The organism is Brochothrix thermosphacta DSM 20171 = FSL F6-1036 (genome assembly GCF_036884295.1).
GTDB classification, from domain to species: Bacteria; Bacillota; Bacilli; order Lactobacillales; family Listeriaceae; genus Brochothrix; species Brochothrix thermosphacta.
The window spans coordinates 1,680,848-1,699,385 of the sequence record NZ_CP145608.1 but is presented as its reverse complement, the minus strand read 5'-3'; the positions used below and the strand labels follow the sequence as shown (position 1 = coordinate 1,699,385).

The 18,538-nt window shown below is 35.2% G+C and carries 21 protein-coding genes; 12 read left to right on the top strand and 9 right to left on the bottom strand.

From position 1 onward, the window contains the following. Window positions 1-79: 79 nt before the first annotated feature. The 4 genes from liaF to V6S17_RS08560 are packed head-to-tail and all read left to right on the top strand — an operon-like array spanning window position 80 to window position 3,171. Window positions 80-799, top strand: coding sequence for a cell wall-active antibiotics response protein LiaF (gene liaF / locus V6S17_RS08575; protein WP_029092239.1), 720 nt, complete (start codon window positions 80-82; stop codon window positions 797-799). Then, window positions 796-1,854 carry a sensor histidine kinase gene (locus V6S17_RS08570; protein WP_029092238.1) on the top strand — a complete coding sequence of 353 codons (1,059 nt, stop codon included), beginning with the start codon at window positions 796-798 and terminating at the stop codon, window positions 1,852-1,854. The genes liaF and V6S17_RS08570 overlap by 4 nt, the downstream gene beginning before the upstream one ends. Continuing rightward, window positions 1,847-2,479: a response regulator transcription factor gene (locus tag V6S17_RS08565; protein WP_029092237.1), complete on the top strand. Its 633-nt coding sequence runs from the start codon at window positions 1,847-1,849 to the stop codon at window positions 2,477-2,479. The genes V6S17_RS08570 and V6S17_RS08565 overlap by 8 nt, the downstream gene beginning before the upstream one ends. A 14-nt stretch (window positions 2,480-2,493) precedes the next feature. Then, a complete protein-coding gene (locus V6S17_RS08560) occupies window positions 2,494-3,171 on the top strand; it encodes a potassium channel family protein (protein ID WP_036027605.1) in 678 nt (225 codons plus the stop codon). Between the two features lie 736 nt (window positions 3,172-3,907). Here V6S17_RS08560 and rnjA read toward each other — a convergent pair. Together rnjA and V6S17_RS08550 are read right to left on the bottom strand one after the other, a co-directional pair. After that, window positions 3,908-5,584: a ribonuclease J1 gene (rnjA, locus tag V6S17_RS08555; RefSeq protein WP_029092235.1), complete on the bottom strand. Its 1,677-nt coding sequence runs from the start codon at window positions 5,582-5,584 to the stop codon at window positions 3,908-3,910. Between the two features lie 6 nt (window positions 5,585-5,590). Continuing rightward, window positions 5,591-5,800, bottom strand: a complete 210-nt coding sequence (locus V6S17_RS08550) for a DNA-dependent RNA polymerase subunit epsilon (protein WP_029092234.1) — start codon at window positions 5,798-5,800, stop codon at window positions 5,591-5,593. A 515-nt stretch (window positions 5,801-6,315) separates the two neighbouring features. Between V6S17_RS08550 and V6S17_RS08545 the strand changes: the two genes are divergently transcribed. Beyond that, window positions 6,316-7,086 carry a Cof-type HAD-IIB family hydrolase gene (locus V6S17_RS08545; protein WP_029092233.1) on the top strand — a complete coding sequence of 257 codons (771 nt, stop codon included), beginning with the start codon at window positions 6,316-6,318 and terminating at the stop codon, window positions 7,084-7,086. Here the strand turns inward: V6S17_RS08545 and V6S17_RS08540 are convergent. Next, window positions 7,073-7,540, bottom strand: a complete 468-nt coding sequence (locus V6S17_RS08540; RefSeq protein WP_029092232.1) for a YslB family protein — start codon at window positions 7,538-7,540, stop codon at window positions 7,073-7,075. The two genes, V6S17_RS08545 and V6S17_RS08540, sit on opposite strands and share 14 nt — an antisense overlap. Window positions 7,541-7,752: 212 nt before the next feature. On the opposite strand from V6S17_RS08540, the gene racE reads away from it, so the two are divergent. From racE to V6S17_RS08520, 4 genes are all read left to right on the top strand, one after another. Further along, complete coding sequence (gene racE, locus V6S17_RS08535; protein WP_029092231.1) at window positions 7,753-8,562, top strand: glutamate racemase; 810 nt, start codon at window positions 7,753-7,755, stop codon at window positions 8,560-8,562. 2 nt (window positions 8,563-8,564) lie between these two features. Continuing rightward, entirely contained in the window at window positions 8,565-9,173 is a 609-nt protein-coding gene (locus V6S17_RS08530; RefSeq protein ID WP_029092230.1) for an XTP/dITP diphosphatase, read from the top strand. 126 nt (window positions 9,174-9,299) lie between these two features. Beyond that, on the top strand, window positions 9,300-9,809 hold the full coding sequence (locus tag V6S17_RS08525; protein WP_029092229.1) for a metallophosphoesterase: 510 nt from the start codon (window positions 9,300-9,302) through the stop codon (window positions 9,807-9,809). A gap of 78 nt (window positions 9,810-9,887) precedes the next feature. Then, window positions 9,888-10,310, top strand: coding sequence for a MarR family winged helix-turn-helix transcriptional regulator (locus V6S17_RS08520; RefSeq protein WP_029092228.1), 423 nt, complete (start codon window positions 9,888-9,890; stop codon window positions 10,308-10,310). Window positions 10,311-10,459: 149 nt separating this feature from the next. On the opposite strand, the gene V6S17_RS08515 is transcribed toward V6S17_RS08520, so the two are convergent. Both V6S17_RS08515 and V6S17_RS08510 read right to left on the bottom strand, forming a co-directional pair. Continuing rightward, entirely contained in the window at window positions 10,460-10,951 is a 492-nt protein-coding gene (locus V6S17_RS08515) for a hypothetical protein (protein ID WP_029092227.1), read from the bottom strand. Between the two features lie 183 nt (window positions 10,952-11,134). Then, window positions 11,135-11,659 (bottom strand): YcxB family protein, encoded by a 525-nt coding sequence (locus V6S17_RS08510; protein ID WP_029092226.1) that lies wholly within the window; start codon window positions 11,657-11,659, stop codon window positions 11,135-11,137. 124 nt (window positions 11,660-11,783) lie between these two features. Between V6S17_RS08510 and V6S17_RS08505 the strand changes: the two genes are divergently transcribed. Then, entirely contained in the window at window positions 11,784-12,719 is a 936-nt protein-coding gene (locus tag V6S17_RS08505; RefSeq protein WP_029092225.1) for a multidrug resistance efflux transporter family protein, read from the top strand. 101 nt (window positions 12,720-12,820) lie between these two features. Here V6S17_RS08505 and V6S17_RS08500 read toward each other — a convergent pair whose 3' ends face one another. Continuing rightward, the gene (locus V6S17_RS08500) at window positions 12,821-13,051 is read right to left on the bottom strand and encodes a hypothetical protein (RefSeq protein ID WP_029092224.1); all 231 of its coding nucleotides are present in this window, start codon (window positions 13,049-13,051) and stop codon (window positions 12,821-12,823) included. Between the two features lie 251 nt (window positions 13,052-13,302). Next, entirely contained in the window at window positions 13,303-13,527 is a 225-nt protein-coding gene (locus tag V6S17_RS08495; RefSeq protein ID WP_029092223.1) for a DUF2187 family protein, read from the bottom strand. 465 nt (window positions 13,528-13,992) lie between these two features. Here V6S17_RS08495 and V6S17_RS08490 point away from each other — a divergent pair, with 465 nt between their 5' ends. Together V6S17_RS08490 and V6S17_RS08485 are read left to right on the top strand one after the other, a co-directional pair. Then, window positions 13,993-16,110 carry a type IA DNA topoisomerase gene (locus V6S17_RS08490; RefSeq protein ID WP_029092222.1) on the top strand — a complete coding sequence of 706 codons (2,118 nt, stop codon included), beginning with the start codon at window positions 13,993-13,995 and terminating at the stop codon, window positions 16,108-16,110. 99 nt (window positions 16,111-16,209) lie between these two features. Continuing rightward, window positions 16,210-16,470, top strand: coding sequence for a DUF896 domain-containing protein (locus V6S17_RS08485; RefSeq protein ID WP_029092221.1), 261 nt, complete (start codon window positions 16,210-16,212; stop codon window positions 16,468-16,470). Window positions 16,471-16,572: 102 nt separating this feature from the next. On the opposite strand, the gene V6S17_RS08480 is transcribed toward V6S17_RS08485, so the two are convergent. Together V6S17_RS08480 and V6S17_RS08475 are read right to left on the bottom strand one after the other, a co-directional pair. Next, the gene (locus tag V6S17_RS08480; RefSeq protein WP_029092220.1) at window positions 16,573-17,175 is read right to left on the bottom strand and encodes a short chain dehydrogenase; all 603 of its coding nucleotides are present in this window, start codon (window positions 17,173-17,175) and stop codon (window positions 16,573-16,575) included. Between the two features lie 115 nt (window positions 17,176-17,290). Next, complete coding sequence (locus tag V6S17_RS08475) at window positions 17,291-17,791, bottom strand: DoxX family protein (RefSeq protein WP_029092219.1); 501 nt, start codon at window positions 17,789-17,791, stop codon at window positions 17,291-17,293. Between the last annotated feature and the right edge of the window lie 747 nt (window positions 17,792-18,538).

Sequence of the window (18,538 nt, the reverse complement as noted above, 5' to 3'; positions counted from 1 at the left end):
ATAATCAGTCGTAGGGGTCGCTACAAAACAGAGCAAAAGACATATACTTAAACGAGAGTATGTTTAAGGAGGTAAACGAATGAAAGGTAAACGCCAACTTTATGCACGATTACTAATGATCTTTATGCTTGCAACAGTCGTTGAATTGCTTTTTCAACGCAGTTTGTTCATATTGTTAATTGTTGGCTTTTCACTTGTTTTTTTGATGCACCGCCGCAACAAATTAAATCATACAAGACAGCGTAGTTTTCTGTTTTGGGCAGGTGTAGTGTGTATTATATTAGCGATTGGTGGAACGATTAGTTTTCGTATTGGTGTTTTAATTGTTCTAATCGTCTTTATTCGTCATTTGTTGAAGATGAAACGCACAGCTGATTTAATATCAGTTCAAATAAAAGAAGCTGAAGCTATTCATAAAGATACTGTTGTATCAAAAAATAAAATAATTGGTGAGTACCATTTCGGTGAATCACCATTCGAATGGAATGATATCAATATTCAGTTTGGTATTGGTGATGTGATCATCGATTTAGGGAATACAGTGTTGCCCCCAGGTGAAAATACAGCGATAATTCGAGGTCTTGTTGGTGATATGCGTATTGTTGTACCAGTAGACGTTGGCGTAGCATTAGATTATTCTGCATTTTCTGGTCAACTGAATTATCCTGAAAGTGATGCTGTGAAAACGCTGAGACAGGAAACGCTTGTGCACTATTCCGAAAATTACCATGAGGCAACTTATAAAATTAAACTAGTTGTTTCGGTTATTGTTGGTGAACTTGAGGTGATGCACGTATGAGTTTGTTCAAAGGCGGAATTATCATTGGTCTTTTAGCAATGGTTGGCATGACTTTAGGGACCCTAATCACGTTGATTGCAACAACATCATTAACACTTAATCAAGTATTTTGGAAACAAGCCTATTTTGGTTTACCACTCGGTGTTTTATTAATAGTAGTAGCTGTTGTAATTGGTGTTGTCATTGGAGGCGTCGTCGCAACGAATATTCGTAAACAATTGGATAATGTCGAACGACAAATTCGTGTGGCTAATCCTTTAGTTGAAAACAAAGAAACTGAGCGAACGAGCGATTTTAAGGAAATACAGTGGATTCAACGTTCAATTACAGAGTTACAAGAGCGTTATCAACGTCAGGTGCTTGCCTCACAACAACTTTCTGAGCAATCAGAAGGCGGATTGTCTGCGAAAACAAAAGAAGAGATATTAATGAATGAACGTCAGCGTTTGGCTCGTGAATTACATGACTCGGTTAGCCAACAGCTCTTTGCTGCAACGATGATGTTATCGGCTGTCAATGAGACGGTTGATGACTCAACATTGCCACCGATGATCGCCAAACAGTTAGAAATGATTGAAAAAACGATTAATGAATCGCAATCTGAAATGCGTGCGTTATTATTACACCTTCGTCCTGTTTTGCTTGAAGGAAAATCATTGCAACAAGGAATTGAAGGTTTATTGCGTGAGCTACAATCTAAATTACCTTTAGAGATGACTTGGAAAATTGAACCGATTGCGTTTCAACCCGCTTTGGAAAATCATTTATTTCGGGTTGTTCAAGAATTAATTAGCAATACAATGCGGCATGCAAAAGCAAATCACTTAAGCGTCTATTTTGGACAAGTTAAAAATGTTGCTATTTTACGTGTCGTTGACGATGGTAAGGGTTTCGAAGTGAAAGACTTCAATGCTAATCCAGGTTCATATGGACTTCAAAATGTTCATGAACGAATCAATGAAATTGGTGGGACTTTAAAAATTATTAGTTTTCCTAATAAAGGGACGAGTGTTGAAATAAAAATTCCGATTGTAGAAGGTGATTCGATTGATTAGTGTAATGTTAGTAGATGATCATGAAATGGTACGAATGGGTGTTTCTGCTTATTTAGCTGTTCAATCAGATATCGAAGTGGTTGGTGAAGCTGAAAACGGAAAAATAGGTGTCGCAAAAGCATTGGCATTAAAACCTGATATTATTTTAATGGATTTAGTGATGGATGAGATGGATGGTATCGAGGCAACTCGTGAGATAATGTCAGCCTGGCCTGAAGCGAAAATAATCATTGTCACAAGTTTTATTGATGATGAGAAGGTTTATCCGGCATTAGAGGCAGGTGCTAAATCGTACTTGTTAAAAACATCAGCAGCACGAGAAATCGCTAACGCTATCAGAATGACTTATAAGGGCGATTCAGTATTGGAGCCTGAGGTAACCGGTAAAATGATGAAACGTTTAACACGCGTACAAGAAACACCTCTACATGAGGAATTAACCAAGCGTGAGAAAGAAATCTTATTGTTAATCACTAAAGGTAAGTCTAATCAAGAAATTGCAGATGAGTTGTTTATTACACTGAAAACAGTTAAAACACATGTCAGCAATATATTATCTAAACTAAATGTACAAGATCGTACACAAGCGGTTATTTATGCATTTAAACATCAACTCGTTGAGTAGAAGGAGCGATTAATTTGGTAAAATATCGTGAAGAAGATGAAAACTATGCGGTGATCGGCCTTGGTCGTTTTGGCGGTAGTATTTGTGAAACGTTGATTGATTTGGGGAAGGAAGTTCTCGCAATTGATATCAATGAAGAACGGGTGAATGTGTATGCAAATATTGCAACACATGCGGTTATCGGAAACTCAATGGATGAAAATGTATTGAATAACTTAGGGATACGTAACTTTGACCATGTTGTTGTGGCAATTGGTGAGGATGTTGAAGCCAGTATCTTAATCACTTTATTGCTGAAAGAAATGGGCGTTAAACACGTTACTGTTAAGGCTCAAAATGAAAGTCATGGTAAAGTTTTATCTAAAATCGGTGCCGATCGTATTGTCTTTCCTGAGAGAGATATGGGACGACGCATTGCGCATTATATAGCGTCACGTAATGTGATAGACTATTTAGAATTAAGTCATGAGTATAGTTTAGTAGAGTTATCAGTTGCTAACCCTCGCTTTAAAGAACGAACATTGATCGATTTGAGAGTGCGCTCTGAATATGGCCTTAATGTTGTTGCTATTCGCCGTGCAGGTGTTATGATTGTAAATCCTGAACCCACAGAATATATCAAAGTGAACGATACTTTGATGGTTATTGGTGCGGACACAGACATTGAACGATTGAAAGAGAAACTAGATTAAAAATTAATTTAATAGTGTGAATGGACCTTGAAAATTAGATGTTTAATCTGATTTTTAGGGTCCTTTTAATATACGCGTAAACTATTAAATCTGAGAGAGATACTTAGAAGGAGATAACAAAAGGAGTGGTACTCGCTTCATTGAAGGAATGATACTCTTAAGTTATTAACAAAAGGAATGGTACTCTTAAGTTATTAATAAAAGGATTGGTACTCTTAAAGCATCTAACATGAGGAGTGGTACTCTTAAGACATTAACAAAAGGAATGGTACTCTCGTAAAGCGAATGAATTCGCTACGATATTAGCACCTATACTGTCCTTGTAAAGCTCATTTCTTCGCAACAATGTCAGCACCCATACTGTTATCGTAATTTCATAAGTGTTGAGTGATGCTTATGTGACTGAACAAAAGGAGTGGTACTCTTAAAGCATCTAACATGAGGAGTGGTACTCTTAAAGCATCTAACATGAGGAATGGTACTCGCTGTCGCTCCGTCCCATACTGTCCTTGTAAAGCTCATATCTTCGCAACAATGTCAGCACCGTCCCATACTACTCTCGTAAAGCGAATGAATTCGCTACGATATTAGCACCCATACTGTCCTTGTAAAGCTCATTTCTTCGCAACAATGTCAGCACCCATACTGTTATCGCAACGATAACAGCACAAAAAAACTAGAGCACTTACTCCTGTTTATACAGAAGTTAAGCGGTCTAGTTTTTAATTATTAACTATTATTTATCGTATTCCATAATGACAGGTAATAACATCGGACGACGTTTTGTTTTGTCATAAAAGTATGGGTTTAATGTATCAATCACTAATGATTTAATATCGTGACGAGTGACTTCTTTATCGCTATTCATCGCTTTTTGTAATCGACGAGTAATCAGTGCTTGAGCATCATTAATTAATGATCCTGATTCACGCATGTAGACGAATCCTCGAGAAATAATATCTGGACCAGACATTACACGTTGATTTTCAAAATCGACCGTTGTAACTACGAGTACAATACCATCTTCTGAAAGGATACGGCGATCGCGTAAAACAATGCTACCAATATCGCCAATTCCTTTTCCATCAACATAGATAGTACCAGAAGGTACACGACCAGCAATACGTGCAGAATCAGCAGTTAGCGCTAAAACATCACCGTTACCAAGAACGAAAGTATTGTCTGCAGGAACATCACAGTTAATCGCCGTTTGTTGATGGCTTTTTAGCATGCGGTATTCACCATGGACAGGCATGAAATATTTAGGCTTCATTAAGCGAAGCATTAATTTTTGTTCTTCCATACCACCGTGACCTGATGTATGGATATTGTTTAATTTACCATGGATAACATCCGCACCTGCTTGGTATAGACGGTTGATTGTTTTGTTGATTCCAACCGTGTTACCAGGAATAGGAGAAGATGAGAATACAACTGTATCGCCAGGTTGTATTTGGATTTGACGGTGAGTACCATTGGCAATACGTGATAATGCAGCCATTGGTTCACCTTGACTACCCGTACATAAGATACATACTTGGTTTGCTGGTAAACGTTTGATTTGGTGAGCATCGATAAAGGTATTTTTTGGTGCAGCGATGTAACCTAGCTCTTGACCAATTTCAAGTGCGGATTCCATACTACGTCCAAAAACAGCGATTTTACGACCTTTTTCAATAGCAGCTTCGACCACTTGTTGTACACGGTGCATATTTGAGGCGAAAGTAGCGAAAATAATACGACCATCAACAGTTTCAAAAATATCTTTGATGCTATCGCCAACGATTTTTTCAGACATCGTGAATTGTGGTACCGTAGCATTTGTACTATCTGCAAGTAAGCATAAAACGCCTTCTTTACCAAGCTCTGCCATTTTAGTAATGTTAGCAGGTTGACCAACCGGAGTGAAATCAAATTTAAAATCACCTGTTTCAACAATATTACCTGAAGGTGTTTTAACTACGACACCAAATGCATCTGGAATACTGTGAGTTGTACGGTAGAAAGAAACACTTGTTTTACGGAACTTGAAGACATCATCTTCGTTGAATTCAATTAATTCAGCAGTTCGTAAAAGGCCATGTTCTTCAAGTTTATTTCTAATTAAGCCAAGTGCTAACTTCGTAGCATAAATTGGCAAGTTAACCTGTTTAAGTAAGAAAGGAATACCACCAATATGATCCTCATGACCATGCGTGATAAAGACACCTTTGACTTTGTCTGCATTTTCAATCAGGTAAGTATAATCAGGGATGACGTAATCAATGCCCAACAAGTCATCTTCTGGAAACTTAATACCTGCGTCAATTACGATGATTTCATCTTGAAATTGAACACAGTACATATTTTTACCGATTTCGCCTAAGCCACCGAGAGCAAAGACTGCAGTTTCATTATTTTTTACAAGCTTCATTTCGATCTAGATTTCCTCTAACTTAAAGTCAGGGTCATTTTTTTCAAATGCGATTTGGGCATCTCGCATCATTTCGATAAATTCAATATTGTAACCATGGTTTGTTAATTTTTTTCGAACGTCCTCGATAGAACTAGCCTCGATCATTAAGCTTTTTGTGTTTTCGCGCAATGGTGTTTCAATCATGTTTTCTTGATAAAATACTTTGTATATCATTTTAATTTGCTCCTTTGTGTGTTTGAAATATATTTTTATGAGGAAAAACCTCTTAACTCTAATTTAAAGTTTGAAGGATAAGTACTTATTCTTTTAGGCGTATAATTAACTAAACATCACCAAAAGGGATGCTCCATTTTATTTTTGCAACATGAACAACTATTCTAAAAGTAATTTTTGACAAAAATTGTTTTCAAATAGAAGTGATACTGCAACAAGGTCAACGCGTATGTAATAAGTTTCATCAATTTATCCGAACAAATCTTTCATTAACAGTTTACCATAAAATTGAGAAGCACACTAACAAATAATTTATAAACCCATTAAAAACAAGGGGACATTGAATTATTTGTTTTTTAGGTATGCTGTAGATTTTGTTATAGGGTATTCAGAATATATCAAAAGAGCCCTTTATATTAGAATGAATCGAGCCAGTCTAAAGAGGAAGTTACATTCATGTTATAATGTTAGCGTATAACATTTAAAAAATTAAACTAAAGGAGTTAAGAATTAATATGACTAAGATAGTGTTTTTTGATGTAGATGGAACATTGTATAATACTCAAAATAAAATTCCGGAATCTACAAAAGAAAGTATCGCTTTACTACAAAGTAAAGGCATTAAAGTGGCTTTAGCTACGGGCCGTTCACCTTTCACAGTAACTAAAATTTGTGATGAACTTAATGTGGATACGATTGTTTGTTATAACGGACAATATGTGACTCACAAAGGTGAGATTGTGTATACTAATCCTATGCCCATGGCAGAATTGGCACAATTAAAAGAGCTAACAAAAGCAAAAAATCACGCCCTAGTATTTGCGAGTCATCATATGATTGCTTTTGATGAACCCAATAACGAAGTGGTTAAAAAAGCTTTAAATTCTGTCAATATTTCTTACCCAGAAGTGGTCTCCGATTTCACAACAGATAATGAAATTTATCAGATGATGTTATTTGCAGATGATTCACATGACATGAGTTATAATGCAGCCTTTGAAAATTATCGTTTTGTGCGTTGGCATGATCAGTCGATGGATGTTATTCCAGCAAATGGTTCAAAAGCAGATGGTATTAAAGCACTTTTAAGTGAGCTTAATATTGCGATAGAAAACGCCTATGCGTTTGGAGATGGCATGAACGATTATGAAATGTTACAAGCGGTAGGGTGTGGTGTGGCAATGGGAAATGGAAAAGAAGCGTTGAAAAAAGTGGCCGATTATATAACCGACCACGTGGATGAAGATGGTATTATGAAAGGTTTGAAACACCTTAATTTGATATAGAGTCTTCTTTGGTACTGTCTATGCTCGCATTGGCATCGTATTCTTTACGATCCCATTTTACAATGAGTATGACGGTGCTTTTTTTATGGTTAATTTCTTCAGTGGCTTCAGTATAAAAACCAGTTTGACTAGCAAAGTTTGCTGCTAAAAAACCAGCTTCTAAATTAAATGAGTGTTCTGTATTTAAAGCGAATGCTTTTTCAACAGGGTCACCAGATAATATAAAATGGCAGGTATCTTTTTTCTCTTTTTCTACAGTTAATGAACCCCAGCCAGCCTCATTAAAAAAAATCTGTAGCTCTGGAATTGATGACATAGTAAATTTACGTCCTAAGTTTTTACCTAATAAATAGAGCAATCCGCTCGCTTCATGCCCTAAAAGGTCAGGTAAAACAAAGTGTCGCATCAATTCATAACCGAGTGTGGATGAGGGTGTTGTGTTTGATTCAGTCATAGTTAGCTCCTTTCATTCGTACTCAATTATAAACGATTGTCTTATAAATACAAATGAAAATGTAAAAAGAGTCAAATTAAGTGATCGAACTGTGAATTTAAAATTAAAGCAGCATTTAAATCTTAATTTAAAGGTTTTTGACTTGAAAATGTAAGGGAAATTAGTCAAAATAGAGAGAAGCAATATCAATTTGAAAATTGGAGCGAAAAATTATGAATCAACCAATCGGTGTAATTGATTCAGGTGTGGGAGGCTTAACTGTTGCACAAGAAATTTTAAGACAGTTACCTAATGAAAACATCTGTTACTTAGGAGATACATTGCGTTGTCCATATGGACCGCGAGATACGGAACAAGTGAAAGAATTTACAATGGATATGACAAATTACCTGTTAGAACATGATATTAAGCTGTTAGTAATCGCCTGTAATACGGCTACAGCTGCCGCTTTACAGTATATAAGAGAGCATGTTGCTATTCCTGTTGTTGGTGTCATTCAACCAGGTGCGCGTGCAGCACTAAAGGCTACTAAAAATAATCAAATCGGTGTTATAGGAACTGAAGGAACGATTAAAAGCCAAGCATATAATAGTGCGCTTGATCTATTAGATCACACAATAAAAGTTCAAACCCTTGCTTGTCCAAAATTTGCGCCTGTCGTAGAAAGTTCCGAGTATAAAGGTTCAGTTGCTAAAAAAATTGTTGCCCAAACACTACGCCCCTTTAAAAATAGTGGTGTAGATACTTTTGTTTTAGGTTGTACACATTACCCGTTGTTACAACCAATCATTGAAAATGTACTAGGTTCATCCGTCAAGGTAATTAATCCAGGCTTAGAAACGGCAAGTGAAGTCAGCATGTTGTTAGATTACTTTTCATTACGTAATGTTTCGGGTGAAAAGAATCAACATCGCTTTTTCACAACAGGTTCAACTAAAATATTTGGGGGAATAGCACGTGATTGGCTTGACGTCCCTAATTTAGAAGTAGAATATGTTAAAATTGGACAAGGGAGATTTTGATAATGAAAAAATTATTAATAGCAACACATAATGAAGGCAAAGCCTTAGAATTTAAAGCCCTTTTTGAGGATTATGGCGTAGTCATTGAAACATTAAATGATTATCCTGAATTGCCAGAGATTGAAGAAACAGGTACAACTTTCCGTGAAAATGCTGCTTTGAAAGCAGAAGCAATCGCTAAATTGACAAATCAAGCCGTTATAAGTGATGATTCCGGTCTAAGTGTTGTTGCTTTAAATGGCGCACCTGGTGTATATTCAGCGCGTTATGCTGGAGAGCCTGCTAACGATGCAAACAATAATGAAAAATTAGTTAAAGCCCTTGAAAAATTTAGTCGCGAAGAGCGTGCGGCTCGATTTGATTGTACAATTGCTGTCGCAGTGCCCAATGAAGAAACACGCTTTTATGAAGGATCTATTGAAGGGGAAATATTACTTGAACCAAGAGGAAGTGCTGGTTTTGGATATGATCCATATTTCTTGGTGCCACAACTCTCTAAAACGACAGCAGAATTAACTATGAGTGAAAAAAACATCATTAGTCATCGCGGAAAAGCTATCCAAAAAATGGCGAAGGATTTACCGCAACTCCTACTATCTTTAAGTAAATAAATAATATTTTTTTAAATAAAAAAAACTAACTTAAAATAAAAATGTTTTTTTGCAATAAAATGACTAGTCAAAAGATAAAAATCATGCGACAATGTTAGTAATATATGTAGAGAAGGGAAGCACAGAATGAAAGTTTTAGTTGTCAGTGATAATCATGGTAACCGTGAAGCGTTATTGCATTTAAAAGAAATGTATACTGGTAAGGTTGATGCCTTTTTCCATTGCGGAGATTCTGAACTTGAGGCCGATGATATAGCAGTTGAAGGATATAATATTGTACGAGGTAATTGTGATTTTGGACGTATTTATCCCACTGAGTGGTTCGGTGAAGTAGATAATCACAAGATTTTAGTAACACATGGTCACTTGTTTAATATCAAGATGAATTTGGTTATTTTACGTGATCGAGCTAAAAGTCGCAAAGCAGAATATGTCTTCTTTGGACATACACACGAGCTTGGATGTGAGTATAACGCAGGTATTCTATACCTTAATCCTGGCAGTATTTCATTGCCGCGTGGACGTTTTGAAAAAACTTATGCTTTGGTAGAAGATACCGGCACTGAAATTATTGTTACATTTTTGGATGATTCTGATAAAGTCTTAACAGATCTTACACAAATATTTAAAAAATAAATTCTCAGAAACCGTAGTGGCTAACTATGGTTTTTTTGTATATGTTTTGTCATCTAATAAAGAGGAGGTAAATAGATAATGAATCAAAAAAATATTGAACTTATATACACAATCAATCATTATACAACAGCGTTAATGAAAATTTGGTCTGACGAATTTCCACATCGCATCAGTATTTCAGCGTTATTGGTATTAGGTGAGTTACGCGATAAAGGTCCTCAAAAACAAAGTGATATGGCTCATTTTTTGAACGTGACGCCAGGTGCGATGACTAACATAGCGACTATCATTGTACGAGAAAACTATGCAGAACGTATTTATGATAAAAATGATCGCCGAATTACACGTTTAGCAATCACTGCTGCAGGTGAAATAGCACTGAAAGAAGCAAGCGAATTGGACACACGAGTAAACACTGATGTATTAGGTGAATTGACTGAGGCAGAAAAAGTACAATTTTTGGATTTGTTTAATAAATTAAATCGAAAAATACATTTATAGTAAAGTAAGGCTTCAAACACGCTTTTTAAAGGCGTGTTTTTTCATTTGAATTTATACGTATACAATGAATAGGTACCCTATTAAAACATAAAAAAACAACCACATAATGTGCAGTTGTTTAGTTAACAATGGATTAAAGAGGAAAAAATTTATTCAGTTCCTTCGGGTGTAGAATCAGTCGTTGCATTTTCTATTTGTTCGTTAGTGCTAGAGCTACTTTCAGTCGTAGAAGTAGATGATTCAGTTGTTGTCTCGATAGAAGTACTCGTTACCGTGTCGGTTGTATCAGGTGTAGTGTTTGTATTGCTTGAACTGCTAGTAGATGATAGTGAATTTTCAGTTGTAGTGCTAGTTGTTGTCGAAGATTGAATAGGAACTGTTGAAGTTGTTTGAGAATTGCTAGTGCTGTCAATATTTGAAGAATGAGTGGTTGAAGAAGACTCTGTAGTTTTTTTTGATTCAGTTGGTTTGTCAGTCTCAGTGCCGGGGGTAAGAAAAACACCTATAGCAACTAATAAAAAACCTACTAGAGCCGTTATAATGAATTTTCTCTTAGGCTTGTGGTTAAAAAAGCGTATGACGATAAACAAAAATCCAATAGCAAAAAGAGTAAGACCAATTAATATTAGGGTTACTATCATAAAAATTCCTCCTGTAATAACATTATGAAACAAAAAAAGACGACTTTTTAAAAGTCGCCAAGAGTAGGGGTATTCATTATCTCAATAGGGGGAGAGATATATGAAAGTATAGTTATTCAATAACTATATGGTATTATTACCCCTGTACATAGAGACTAAACAATTTATTTTAAAAAACATTTTTTATTTACTAATCTTTAACTTTTCGATACCTTTGCATTTGGGGGCGTTTGCTTTAATATTTTGATAAATCAAACGCTTTGTATTTTCTGTGCTTGATAATGGTAAAGGACAAACATCATTTTTAGTAGCTAAAAAAAAGTATTCGTCGTCGTTATAAATTCGCTTGAAGTCGGACCAATTAATAAAGAGGACACGGTCATTGATTGTTTGAGTGAGACCTTCCTTTGTCAATGCGATTGTTACCGGGAAGCGTTCAACCTTGGTCATTTTTCTACTGATACCTGTTAATACCATAGCGAATAAAGGCGTAAAACAAAAGATGAATGTAAAAACTAAAAATAATCCTAAGGCGAGCCAGCCAATAACGACCAAATTCACGTCATATAAAAATGCAAGCATCGTCACTACGAACGTAAGAAGGAGGCTATATATCCAACGAAAGGCGAGGAATATTTTAGAGTTTCTTAATTTTTGATCTTGGTAAGCAATTAAGGTATGTGTTGTGATATCAAAGTGTTCAGTCATTCAAAAGCTCCTTTTCTGTTAACTGTACTGGTATTATTATAGCATATGGACTTCGTATTAAGAAAAGGAATTCCTCCTGAAGATTTTATGATAATATAGAGAAATAGAAGACTGGAGGGGGATTATGAGAGCGATTATTATTGGTATTATTGCAGCGTTCTTTTTTGCTTTTACATTTGTGATCAATCAATTGATGTCTGACTTAGGTGGTGATTGGATGTGGAGTGCATCTTTACGTTATTTTTTTATGGTTCCATTTTTGCTGCTGCTTGTTTTATTTAAAAGTGGTTTTAAAAAGATGTGGTCAGAAATAAAAAAACGACCCTTTGCTTGGTTCATTTACAGCCAAATTGGGTTTGGTCTTTTTTATGCACCATTATGCTTTGCTGCTGATTATTCACCAGGATGGTTGGTTGCAGGAACTTGGCAGATTACAATAGTAGCCGGTGCATTAATGTCGCCGCTGTTCTATGAAAAAATTCAAACGGCCACAGGTATTGTTAAAGTCAAAGGTCGGATTCCTCTTACAGGATTATGTTGGTCAGGTGTTATTATTGTAGGTATTATTATAATGGAAGTATCACATGCGACAACGGTTGGATTGAAAGGGATAGTGCTAGGTACTTTACCAATTATTATCGCGGCATTTGCTTACCCCTATGGTAATCGTAAAATGATGGAAGTGACAGAAGGTCGTCTAAACGTGTTTGAGCGTGTGTTAGGAATGACTTTATGCAGTTTACCCACATGGCTGATTTTATCAATTATTGCAGGTACTCGTTCAGGTATTCCTTCGATGTCACAAGTGTCTAATTCAATTATAATAGCTCTCTTTTCAGGTGTTATTGCCACACTACTTTTTTTCAAAGCAACAGACTTAACACAAGGAAGAATGAAAGAGCTGGCTGCCGTTGAAGCTACACAATCAATGGAGGCGGTGTTTTCTTTTATATTAGGACTACTTATTTTAAATTCAGCTGTTCCATCATTTAGTGCTTGGATAGGGCTAATTGTTGTTGTGTTTGGTATGACAGCTCATAGTTTATCGCAAAGAAATTAAAGTGATACAAAACGAAAGAGCGTTAAAATATAAAAAATACCAGTAGATCGTTCACTTTTTACAGTGTTTTATCTACTGGTATTTTTATATTGCTTATTTTACTATTCTTTAAGGAAAATACGACGTGTATTTTTACGCGTATCATGCTCTATAGCCGAAATTTTGTGAATACATTTACCATTAGCGCTAGAAGTAACCCATTCATCTGCCTGATCAATATCTGTAATAGTTAAGGGATTATAAACAATGGTAAAAGCAATATTACTAATCACTTCTCGAATTGAAATATCATAGTAATTACCTTTAATACCAACTTTAGTTGCGTGTTCCATCTAAAACATCTCCTTCATTAACTGATATCTTACTACAATAAGTGTAACAGAAAATAACAGTTATAACGGTAAGACATATGACATCTGTGTGAACACTGCTCTTTGTTACAATTTAATGTATAACATCCTGATCTTGTGAATGGGATGACGGATTGATAAAAAGTTTACTAAACGCTGTATATTAATATTTTTAATTTAGAAAAAGAACATAAAAAAGTCCTACAATTGACTGTAGGACTTTTGATATTTAGTTATAATAGCTGCATTCTCTTGAAATTACATACAGTATTATTAAATTCGTAATTTGGAGTATCAAATAGTTCAATAAGTGCGGAATTATCATACATTTTAGTGACAGTACCTTTAAACATTACTTCACCTCGGATAAATGATACGCCATCCCCAATATTAAATGGAACTTCTTTGTCTACTTGTTTGCTTCGGTTGTCAAAAGAAATACTTGATAATGCCATCATAAAACATCCCCTTTTATTGTATAGTAATATCCCTACGTGCTACACATTTATTTTACCCTATAAATGCAAAAAAAAAACCTTTTTTTAGAAAAAAACTGACAATTTCGAAAAATAAAATCATTGACAAATCAACGTTGTAAGCGTTTCCTTTAAATCCGATAAAAATAAAGGGTTATTATCATTTTGATAGAAAGTTTTTTGTGTTTTTTTTAAGGTTAATGTATCTATATTAATTTTAAAATTGGAAATGATTAGGCTTGGAAAAACTGAACATTACGTTTTTGCACTGACACTAGGAAATGATACAATGGTAGGGAAGTGAAAAAAGAAAAATAAATACATAGCTAATAAAAATATTTGTTTGAGATATACAGTTGATTATTTAGAAATAATCAACTATCAACAATTTGAATACACTCATTTAATAAGAGCGGACGAGAGTTAAACTAAGGAGATTGGTAGACGATGAAAATTGTAATTCTAGCAGAAAAACCTAGTCAAGCAAAAGCTTATGCCCACAGTTTTAAATCTAAACAAAAAATTGAAGGTGGTTTTCTGATTAAAGATGCTTTATTTGAAGATGAAGTCGCAATCACTTATGGTTATGGTCATCTGGTTGAATTGCAAGCGCCAGAAAGTTATAAACCGGAATGGAAAAAGTGGTCGCTCAATGAGTTGCCCATGTTTCCTGAGTCATATCAATTCAAGGTCGCTAAAGATAAACGCGCACAATTTCGAATCGTTAAACGACTCCTTGACGAAGCTGATGAAATTATTGTGGCGACAGATAGTGATCGTGAAGGTGAAAATATTGCACGATCAATTATTAAGGTCAGTGGAAATGAACATAAGCCCACAAAACGTTTATGGATTAACTCATTAGAAAATGATGAAATTCGGAAAGGTTTTGAATCATTGCGACCAGGCGAGGATTATTTTTCATCGTACATCGAAGCGCAAACACGTCAAATTAGTGATTGGCTAATTGGGATGAATATCAGTCGACTTTATACACTGTTATTACAACAAAAAGGTTTGAGTGGTGTTTTTTCAATTGGACGCGTACAGACACCTACACTATATTTAATCTGGCAACGTCAACAAGAAATAGAAAATTTTGAACCACAAACTTATTTTGAAGCATATATTCATGTAAATGCTGCACAAGGTACCTATGTTGGAAAATATAAAGATACATTTAAAACACTGCCTGAGTTGATAGATTTTTTTAAAGGATTCGATGTGATTCATCAACAGGAACAAGCTGCTCGTATTGCTAAAGTGGAAACAAAAGAAAAAAAGGAATATGCGCCACGTCTTTATTCATTGTCTGATATACAGAGTCAAGCCAATAAGTTATATAAAGTTAGTCCGGCTACGACATTAAAGATTGTTCAAACGTTATATGAAAAAAAATTAGTCTCGTATCCACGAACGGATTGTCATTACATTACGCCAGCAGAATATGCTTACTTGAAAAAAAATCTTGAAGGCTATTGTGAGCGTGCCGGTGTGGAAATTAAAGACCCACAAAACTATGCAACAAAACGTCATGTTGATGCTTCAAAAGTTCAGGAACATTACGCGATTATCCCAACAAAAAAAATACCCACTGCCGCTGCCCTAGCAAAGTTGGGACCAATGGAGCAACGATTGTATCATTTAATATTACGACGAACTCTAGCTATTTTTGCACAACCGTATATCTATGATGAAACAATTATACTGACGGATGTTAATACACAAATCTTCAAAACAACGGGACGTATGATTAGACAGCTAGGATGGAAAGAAATTATCGGAGCAGCTAAGAAAAAAACAGATGAGGAAAAGTTACCAATTGTTGAGCTTAATGAAGTTGTTCAAAGTCGTCTTTATGAAAAAGAGGCTGAAACCAAGGCACCACCTGCATACACTGAAGGGACATTGATCACGGCTATGAAGAATATCGGCCGCACAGCTGAGGATGAAGCTAAAGCAATTTTAAAAGCAATTGAAGGTATTGGAACTGAAGCAACGAGAGCAAGTATTCTTGAAACATTAAAGCGTCAAGATTATATTGAAGTAACTGCAAATCAACTGCAGGTAACTGCTAAGGGAAGTATATTGTGTGAAGCAATTGTAGGCGTCGAAATTTCGAGTGCAGAGATGACCGCTAAATGGGAAAGTTATTTAAAAAAAATCCATGATAAAACGGGAACACAAGAAGCTTTCTTAGGCAGCATTCAACGTTTCATACAGCATCTCATTGCTACCGTACCTGAACAAATAGGTACTGAAAAAATTGCTATCCCGATGACAGAGGAACCGTTAGGAATCTGTCCCTCATGTGGTGCGTCTGTTTTAGAAAAATTTAAAGTGTATGGCTGTGAGAAATGTGACTTCGTTATATACAAAAAAATTCTTAATAAAAAAATCAGTCGTCCGATGTGTAGTAAGTTATTAAAATCACGACGTACAGCCTTAATAAAAGGCTTTCTTAGTAAAAAAGGTAAAAAATTCAATGCGGTGCTTATTTTAGATGATGCAAATAAAGTTGCTTTTGAATTCATCACATTTAAACCAAAAGTAAAAAAGAGCTAAGTGCTAATGTTTGACCAATCTGAACCTATAAATTGGCATCAGTTGTTAAATTATGCTATTCTTAGACAAAGAGTTCAAGAAAAAAGGAGCGTATTTACAATGAAAGTAGATTTGAATCGAATTAATGCCTTAGCAAAGAAAAAGAAAGAAGAGGGTTTAACTCCCGCTGAAACAAAAGAGCAACTCAAATTACGTAAAGCATACTTAGGTGAAATAAGAGGCCAAGTATTAGGAACAATTGATGGATTGAAAATTTTAGACAAAGAGGGTAATGATGTTACTCCTGATAAATTAAAGCATGCTAACAGTCAAAAAAAACACGCAGGTAATATTTTAAGTAATAAAATTCCACGCGTATAAATAATTGACAAAAAACCAGTTGTTGAGCCGAAGCTCTATAACTGGTTTTTTAAATACTTTGTATTTTATAAATATGATGTATTATTTTTTGAAATAATGGAGCTACTGATAAACTGTAAAACTTTGACCAGTTTGAACACCGTTGACACTTTTGACAAATGCGTTAGCAACTTTGTTTGAAGATACTGTTTCAAAACCGACAAAATAATCTTTATAAATAGACCAAGATTCATCCAAAACAGTGGGGCTCACTGTATTGATACGAATACCACGTGGCATTTCTGTCGCAGCAGATTTCGCAAACGCTTTGACACCAGCATTTGCCATTGCAGCAGAGGCACCATCTTTTATGGGTTCATCCATAATGATCCCTGTTACCAGTGTGAAGCTACCATTATCAGCAACATAATCTTTGCCAATTAAAACAGTGTTTACTTGTCCTAATAACTTGTTATTGGCACTGAGCAGATTGTCCTCAGGAGTCATAGTAGCTAATGGACCAAAGTGAGCGGCCCCAGCAGAGATAATAACTGCATCAACAGTTCCTACCTTATCAAACAATGCTTTAATACTCGTAGGTGATGCTAAGTCAACTTGGTACTCGCTAGAGCGTGACGCAATCAAGATCTCGTGAGTCGTAGATAAAGCTTTTGCAACTGCACTACCAATAGTACCTGTACCGCCAATAATTAATGCTTTTTTCATAAGTTCACCTCATTCATTTATTACCATAATAGTACACTCAATTACCTGTACAACCAAATAATTTGTTTGAAGGCAAAAAAAAGAGGCATTAGCCTCTTTTTAAGTTGTATCAAAATTAACGATGTTGTCTTTGTTTAAACAACTTAGGTGAAACATATTTGCGGAAGTAGAAGTCAAGGCCAATTGTACCTGAGTTACGTCCGCCAACTAAAACGAGGAGTCCGAGGATTAAATAGAGGGGATTTACTGAAACTGTACCACCGAATAGGAAAAGGAAATTCATGACGATTCCGAAAAAGGCAGCTGTTGATGTGAATAAACCAACAATTAAACCTAAGCCGATTAATAATTCGCCCCACATTACAAGGAAACTGAAAAATTGACTATTACCTACTGCAAAAGTTTCCATAAACCAAGTGTATGCTGGATAAAGTTGGTTGCCTTCAGGTCCGACAACTGGATTTTTAACAATATTACCTATAAAACCACCGGCATCAAATGGTGTATCACCAAAAATTTTGTGGAAGCCAGATGTGAACCATTGTACTCCAAGATAGACACGTAAAACTGTTAGTATCGGCATTGCAATCTTACTGCTTCTTAACCAATTAAACATAATGAATTCCTCCATGATAATATAAATATTATCGTTTATTTTGAGGCAAGAGAATTATAAAAATAAAGTGCGTTTTTCTAAAAAATACCTTTTTCCTCTACCACACCCTTAGTATAGTGAAATAATAGCTATATAACAATACAAGATTCCGAACGTACGATTTTCGCCACATTCATGTGTCTAAACACGTAACGACTTACCGTGTATTCGCTTTAATTGAACGAAATGTGATAAAATTAGTTACTGACATAATAATAGTGCTGTAAAAGTGGAGAAAGGGTGACATGAATCATTGAGGAAATTTGGATTATTGTTACTTTCAGCTATTATAGGCGTTATTTTAATTAATCAATTTTTAAAAGACCAAGTTAGTTTAATGGGAGAACTCGTTATCCTAATGTTGTTCGGCTTAGTGATCAGTTTTATTTTTACTATTTGTTTTAAAAGTAAATAAGGCAGTCATTGTTAAATTCTAGTTTTCAGAATTTAATAGTGACTGTTTTTATTTTGGATTATTTATTAACGATTGAAGCAGGACCTGCTGCATGAAGTGTTTAGTACTTAAAATCAAATAATCTTAATTCTTTACAAGGAATGACTTTAACAGAGTCAAAAAATCAAGGATATACACTTTGTGGTTGGGAAGATTGATTTCATAAAAAACTGTTATTCTCTAATCAAATAGAGATAACAAGTTTTTTTAGTTAGTTTAAAGACAGAAGCGTTTAGCGGATGAAGCACAAGTCG

Bases quoted from the DNA above. Each gene is read 5' to 3' on its own strand.
- V6S17_RS08510 (WP_029092226.1), bottom strand. From the start codon at position 11,659: ATGACTGAACACTTTGATATCACAACACATACCTTAATTGCTTACCAA.
- liaF (WP_029092239.1), top strand. From the start codon at position 80: ATGAAAGGTAAACGCCAACTTTATGCACGATTACTAATGATCTTTATG.
- V6S17_RS08505 (WP_029092225.1), top strand. From the start codon at position 11,784: ATGAGAGCGATTATTATTGGTATTATTGCAGCGTTCTTTTTTGCTTTT.
- V6S17_RS08480 (WP_029092220.1), bottom strand. From the start codon at position 17,175: ATGAAAAAAGCATTAATTATTGGCGGTACAGGTACTATTGGTAGTGCA.
- V6S17_RS08495 (WP_029092223.1), bottom strand. From the start codon at position 13,527: ATGATGGCATTATCAAGTATTTCTTTTGACAACCGAAGCAAACAAGTA.
- V6S17_RS08475 (WP_029092219.1), bottom strand. From the start codon at position 17,791: ATGTTTAATTGGTTAAGAAGCAGTAAGATTGCAATGCCGATACTAACA.
- V6S17_RS08530 (WP_029092230.1), top strand. From the start codon at position 8,565: ATGAAAAAATTATTAATAGCAACACATAATGAAGGCAAAGCCTTAGAA.
- V6S17_RS08545 (WP_029092233.1), top strand. From the start codon at position 6,316: ATGACTAAGATAGTGTTTTTTGATGTAGATGGAACATTGTATAATACT.
- V6S17_RS08485 (WP_029092221.1), top strand. From the start codon at position 16,210: ATGAAAGTAGATTTGAATCGAATTAATGCCTTAGCAAAGAAAAAGAAA.
- rnjA (WP_029092235.1), bottom strand. From the start codon at position 5,584: ATGAAGCTTGTAAAAAATAATGAAACTGCAGTCTTTGCTCTCGGTGGC.
- V6S17_RS08540 (WP_029092232.1), bottom strand. From the start codon at position 7,540: ATGACTGAATCAAACACAACACCCTCATCCACACTCGGTTATGAATTG.
- V6S17_RS08520 (WP_029092228.1), top strand. From the start codon at position 9,888: ATGAATCAAAAAAATATTGAACTTATATACACAATCAATCATTATACA.
- V6S17_RS08525 (WP_029092229.1), top strand. From the start codon at position 9,300: ATGAAAGTTTTAGTTGTCAGTGATAATCATGGTAACCGTGAAGCGTTA.
- racE (WP_029092231.1), top strand. From the start codon at position 7,753: ATGAATCAACCAATCGGTGTAATTGATTCAGGTGTGGGAGGCTTAACT.
- V6S17_RS08550 (WP_029092234.1), bottom strand. From the start codon at position 5,800: ATGATATACAAAGTATTTTATCAAGAAAACATGATTGAAACACCATTG.
- V6S17_RS08490 (WP_029092222.1), top strand. From the start codon at position 13,993: ATGAAAATTGTAATTCTAGCAGAAAAACCTAGTCAAGCAAAAGCTTAT.
- V6S17_RS08500 (WP_029092224.1), bottom strand. From the start codon at position 13,051: ATGGAACACGCAACTAAAGTTGGTATTAAAGGTAATTACTATGATATT.
- V6S17_RS08515 (WP_029092227.1), bottom strand. From the start codon at position 10,951: ATGATAGTAACCCTAATATTAATTGGTCTTACTCTTTTTGCTATTGGA.
- V6S17_RS08570 (WP_029092238.1), top strand. From the start codon at position 796: ATGAGTTTGTTCAAAGGCGGAATTATCATTGGTCTTTTAGCAATGGTT.